This is a genomic window from Halorhodospira neutriphila, assembly GCF_016584055.1.
GTDB lineage: Bacteria > Pseudomonadota > Gammaproteobacteria > Nitrococcales > Halorhodospiraceae > Halorhodospira > Halorhodospira neutriphila.
Window position 1 is genome coordinate 1 of record NZ_NRSH01000139.1, and the last position, 5,355, is coordinate 5,355.

The 5,355-nt window shown below is 76.4% G+C and carries 5 protein-coding genes; all 5 read left to right on the plus strand.

What is annotated here, in order from left to right; translation table 11 throughout:
- On the plus strand, positions 1-1,167 hold a 1,167-nt coding region (locus CKO13_RS10330), incomplete at its 5' end, for a UDP-N-acetylmuramoyl-tripeptide--D-alanyl-D-alanine ligase (RefSeq protein WP_200260527.1).
- A gap of 1 nt (position 1,168) precedes the next feature.
- Positions 1,169-2,251: a phospho-N-acetylmuramoyl-pentapeptide-transferase gene (mraY, locus tag CKO13_RS10335; protein ID WP_420827065.1), complete on the plus strand. Its 1,083-nt coding sequence runs from the start codon at positions 1,169-1,171 to the stop codon at positions 2,249-2,251.
- A gap of 1 nt (position 2,252) precedes the next feature.
- Positions 2,253-3,599, plus strand: a complete 1,347-nt coding sequence (murD, locus tag CKO13_RS10340; protein ID WP_200260530.1) for a UDP-N-acetylmuramoyl-L-alanine--D-glutamate ligase — start codon at positions 2,253-2,255, stop codon at positions 3,597-3,599.
- Positions 3,592-4,773 (plus strand): putative lipid II flippase FtsW, encoded by a 1,182-nt coding sequence (gene ftsW / locus CKO13_RS10345; protein WP_200260533.1) that lies wholly within the window; start codon positions 3,592-3,594, stop codon positions 4,771-4,773. Before murD ends, ftsW begins: the two co-directional genes overlap by 8 nt.
- On the plus strand, positions 4,770-5,355 hold a 586-nt coding region (locus CKO13_RS10350), incomplete at its 3' end, for a UDP-N-acetylglucosamine--N-acetylmuramyl-(pentapeptide) pyrophosphoryl-undecaprenol N-acetylglucosamine transferase (RefSeq protein ID WP_200260536.1). The genes ftsW and CKO13_RS10350, both read left to right, overlap by 4 nt.

The following is a 5,355-nucleotide window of genomic DNA, read 5'->3' on the forward strand; positions in this document are numbered from 1 at the left end:
GGAGCGGCGGCGGTCCTCGGCCGCCGCCCCGTGGCGGCGCTGCCCACCGTCGTCGTCGCCGAGCCCGAGCGCGCCCTCGCCGAGCTCGGCCGTCAGGCGCGCCGGCGCGCCGGCGCCCGGGTGGCGGCCGTCACCGGCAGCAACGGCAAGACCACCGTCAAGGAGCTGCTCGCCGCCATCCTCGCCGCCGAGGGGCCGACCCTGGCCACGCGCGGCAACCGCAACAACCACCTCGGCGTCCCGGAGACGCTCTGCCGGCTCGACGGGCACCACCGCTACGCCGTCGTCGAGATGGGCGCCAACCACCCCGGCGAGATCGCCACGCTCGCCGCCTGGGCCGCCCCCGAGGTCGGCGTCGTCACCAACGCCGGGCCGGCGCACCTCGAGGGCTTCGGGACGGTGCGCGGCGTCGCCGAGGCCAAGGGCGAGCTCTTCGCCGCGCTCGGCCCGCAGGGGACGGCGGTGATCAACGCCGACGATCCCTACGCCGATCTGTGGCGCGGCCTGGCGGGGGCGCGGCGGATCCTGGCCTTCGGCGCCGGCCCGCAGGCGGAGGTGCGCTACCGCGGCCACGGCGAGGCCCTGGAGCTGCGCCTCGGCGGGGTGTGGCGCCCGGTCCCCAGCCCCCTGCTGGGGGCGTGCAACGCCGCCAACGCCGCCGCCGCCGCGGCCTGCGCCGTGGCGCTGGGGGCCTCCGAGGCGGCCGTCGCCGCCGGTATCGCCGCCGCCGGGGCGGCGCCGGGGCGCCTGGAGGTGCACCCCGGGCGGCGCTGCCGCCGGGTGATCGACGACAGCTACAACGCCAATCCGGGCAGCCTGCAGGCGGCCCTCGAGGTGCTCCGGGCCCAGGGGGGCGAGCCGTGGCTGCTCCTCGGCGCCATGGCCGAGCTCGGCCCCGAGGCGGCGCAGTGGCACCGCCGCGCCGGCGAGCTCGCCCGGGCCGCCGGCGTGGCCCGGCTGTGGGCCGTGGGTGCCGAGGCGGCGCCGGCGGCCGCCGCCTTCGGCGAGGGCGGGCGGTGCTTCACCGGCCACGAGGAGATGCTCGCCGCCTGCGAGCGGGAGCTGCCGCCGCAGGCCGTGGTGCTCATCAAGGGATCGCGCTCCGCCGCCATGGAGCGCAGCGTCGCGGCGCTGACCGCAAGCTCGACAGAGACGGAGGAGAGGTAGCGTGCTCTACCACCTGGCGATGGCCCTGGAGGCGTTCTACTCCGGCCTGAACGTCTTCCAGTACATCACCTTCCGCGCCATCCTCGGGGTGCTCACCGCCCTGGGGATCGCCCTGGCCGTGGGCCCGGCGGTCATCGAGCGCCTGGTGCTCCACCAGATCGGCCAGCAGGTGCGGGCGGACGGCCCCGAGTCCCACTACGGCAAGGCGGGTACGCCGACCATGGGCGGGGCGCTGATCCTCATCGCCATCGCCGCCTCGACGCTGCTCTGGGCGGACCTGACCAACCGCTACGTCTGGGTGGCCCTGCTGGTGACGCTGCTCTTCGGCGCCATCGGGGGCGTCGACGACGCCCTCAAGCTCGCCCGCCAGGACAGCCAGGGGCTGCGGGCGCAGGCCAAGTTCGGCCTGCAGGTGGCGGTGGCCTTCGCCGCCGGCGCCGTGCTCTTCGCCACGGCCCAGGCCCCCGTGGAGACCAGCCTGGTGCTGCCGCTGTTCAAGGATCTGATCTTCCCCCTCGGCCTCGGCTTCGTCCTGCTGGCGGCCCTGGTCATCGTCGGCAGCTCCAACGCCGTCAACCTCACCGACGGCCTCGACGGCCTGGCGATCATGCCGACGGTGCTCGTCGCCGCCGGGCTGGCGGTCTTCGCCTACGCGACCGGCCACCACGTCTTCGCCGACTACCTCGGCATCCCGGCCATCGCCGGGGTCGGCGAGCTGGTCGTCTTCTGCGCGGCGATCATCGGCGCCGGGCTCGGCTTCCTCTGGTACAACACCTACCCCGCCCAGGTCTTCATGGGCGACGTGGGGGCGCTCGCCCTGGGGGCGGCGCTCGGCGTGGTGGCGGTGGCGGTGCGCCAGGAGATCGTGCTGTTCATCATGGGCGGGGTCTTCGTCATGGAGACGGTCTCGGTGATGGTCCAGGTCCTGTCGTTCAAGCTCACCGGGCGGCGGCTCTTCCGCATGGCGCCGCTGCACCACCACTACGAGCTCAAGGGCTGGCCGGAGCCGCGGGTCATCGTGCGCTTCTGGATCATCACGGTGGTGCTGGTCCTCCTCGGCCTGGCGTTGCTCAAGGTGCGCTGAGATGGCAGTGGGCGAGCCCGCCAACGGCTACACGGCGGTCGCCGGGCTCGGCGCCACGGGCCTGGCGTGCGCCCGGCACCTGCTGCGCCGCGGCGAGGCGGTGGCCGTGACCGACAGCCGCCGCGAGCCGCCGGGGCTCGCGGCGCTGCGCCGCGAGCACCCGCAGGTGCCGGTCGCCGTCGGCGGGCTCGATCGCGAGGCCCTCCTCGGGGCCGAGCGGGTGGTGGTCAGCCCCGGGCTGGACCTGCGCAGCGGGGTGCTCGCCGAGCTGCGCGCCGCCGGCCGCGAGGTCGTCGGCGAGCTCACCCTCTTCGCCGCCGCGGCGCGCGCGCCGGTGCTCGCGGTGACCGGCTCCAACGGCAAGAGCACCGCCGTCAGCCTGCTCGCCGAGATGGCCCGGCACGCCGGGATCCCCGCCGCCGTGGGCGGGAACCTCGGCACGCCGGCCCTGGAGCTGCTCGAGCGCGGGCCCGTGGCGTGCTATATCCTCGAGGTCTCGAGCTTCCAGCTCGAGGCGTGCCCGGGCTTCCGGCCGCAGGCCGGGGCCGTGCTCAACGTCAGCGCCGACCACATGGACCGCTACGCCGACCTCGACAGCTACGCCGCCGCCAAGGCGCGGCTGCTCGAGGGCGCGGCGGTGGCCGTGGTCAACGCCGACGACCCGTACACCGCCGCCATGGGCGCCGGTGCGGGGGCGCGCCGGGCCTTCAGCCTCGAGCAGCCGGCGGCGGCGTACCGCCTGCTCCGCCGCGCCGGCGCCGAGTACCTCGCCGCCGGCGACGAGCCGCGCATGCCGGTGGCCGAGCTGGCGGTGCCCGGGCGCAGCTACTGCGCCAACGCCCTCGCCGCCATGGCCCTGGCCGACGCCTACGGCATCCCCGCCGCCGCGCAGCGCAGCGCCCTGGCGAGCTTCCCCGGGCTGCCCCACCGCATGGAGCGCCTCGGCGAGTGGGGCGGGGTGGCGTGGCTCAACGACTCCAAGGCGACCAACGTCGGGGCGGCGCTGGCGGCGCTGCAGGGGCTGGAGCGGCCGGTGGTGCTCATCGCCGGCGGGCAGGGCAAGGGGGCGGACTTCCGCCCGCTCGCCGACGCCTGCGCCGAGCGGGCGCGGGCGGTGGTGCTCATCGGCGAGGACGCCCCGCAGATCGAGGCGGCCCTCGGCGGCCGGGTGCCGGTGGTCCGTGCCGCGGGCATGGGCGAGGCCGTCGCCGCCGCGGCGGCCCGGGCGCGCCGCGGCGACGCGGTGGTGCTGGCACCGGCGTGCGCGAGCTTCGACGCCTTCTCGGGCTTCGAGCAGCGGGGGGAGGCCTTCCGGCAGGCGGTCCGCGAGGAGGTCGGTGATGGTTGACTACGCCGCCGGCGCCCCGGAGCGCCGCTACCCGCTGTGGCCCGCCCTCGACCAGCCGCTGCTCTGGGCGGTAGTGGCCGGGCTCCTGCTCGGCCTGGTGGTGGTGGCCTCGGCGTCGGTCTCCGTCGCCGACCAGGCCACGGGGGACGCCTTCTACTACTTCAAGCGCCAGGCGGTCTTCGCGGTGCTCGCCGCCGGGACCGCCTTCGCCCTGGTCCAGGTCCCCCTCGCCAACTGGCAGCAGGGGAGCTGGCTGATGCTGCTGCTGGCCCTGCTCCTGCTGACCCTGGTGCTGATCCCGGGCATCGGGCACGAGGTCAACGGCGCGTCGCGCTGGATCTCCCTCGGCGCCTTCAACCTCCAGGTGGCCGAGCCGGTGAAGATCCTGCTCACGCTCTACCTGGCCGACTACCTGGTGCGCCGGGGCGAGCGGCTGCGCACCTCCACGGTGGCCTTCCTGGTGCCGGTGGGCGTCGGGACGCTGTGCGCCCTGCTGCTGCTCAGCCAGCCCGACTTCGGCACCGCCCTGCTGCTGATGGCGCTGGTCACGGCCCTGCTCTTCCTGGCGGGGGCGCCGCTGTGGCGCTTCGCCGCCCTCGTGGCGGGCCTGGCGGGGGTGGCGGGGCTGCTCATCGTCCAGGCCCCCTACCGCTGGGAGCGGGTGACCTCCTTCCTCGACCCGTGGTCGGACCCGTTCAACTCCGGCTTCCAGCTGACCCAGTCGCTCATCGCCATCGGGCGCGGCGAGTGGCACGGGGTGGGGCTCGGCGACAGCGTCCAGAAGCTCTTCTACCTGCCCGAGGCCCACACCGACTTCGTCTTCTCCGTGCTCGCCGAGGAGGGCGGGCTCCTGGCGGTCACCGCGGTGATCGGCCTGTTCGTGTTCATCGTCCTCCGGGCCATGGCCACCGGCTGGGCGTGCCACCGCCACCGCCTGCCGTTCGCCGGCTACGTGGCCTGGGCGGTGGGCCTGATCATCGGGATGCAGGCGTTCATCAACATGGGCGTGGCCACCGGCCTGCTCCCGACCAAGGGGCTGACGCTGCCCCTGTTCAGCTACGGCGGCAGCAGCATGGTGGTGACGGGGGCCCTGATGGGGCTGCTCCTGCGCGCCGGCTGCGAGCTCTCCCACGCCCGGGCCGAGGGGCGCCGGCCCGAGGAGGCGCGGCCATGAGCCGGGGCACTGTGGCCATCGCCGCCGGCGGCACCGGCGGCCACGTCTTCCCGGGGCTGGCGGTGGCCGCCGCCCTGCAGGAGCGCGGCTGGCGGGTCGTCTGGATTGGCACCCGCGGCGGGCTCGAGGCCCGGGCCGTCCCGGAGGCCGGGCTCGAGGTGGCGTGGCTGGAGGTCCGGGGGCTGCGGGGCAAGGGCCGGCTCGCGGCCGTGGCCGCCCCGGCGCGGCTGCTGCGCGCCGTCGCCGCCGCGGCGGCGATCCTGCGCCGTCAGCGGGTCGATGTGGTCCTGGGCATGGGCGGCTACGTGGCCGGCCCGGCGGGGCTGGCGGCGCGGGCGACCCGGCGGCCCCTGGTCGTCCACGAGCAGAACGCCCGCGCCGGGCTGACCAACCGGGTGCTGGCGCGGCTCGCCCGGCGCGTGCTGACCGGCTTCCCGGAGGCGCTGGGCGAGCGCGGGCGCTGGGTCGGCAACCCGACCCGCGCCCGGCTCCACGAGGTGCCGCCCCCGGCGGCGCGCCTCGCCCGGCGCGAGGGGCCGCCGCGGGTGCTGGTCCTCGGCGGCAGCCAGGGGGCCCGGGCGC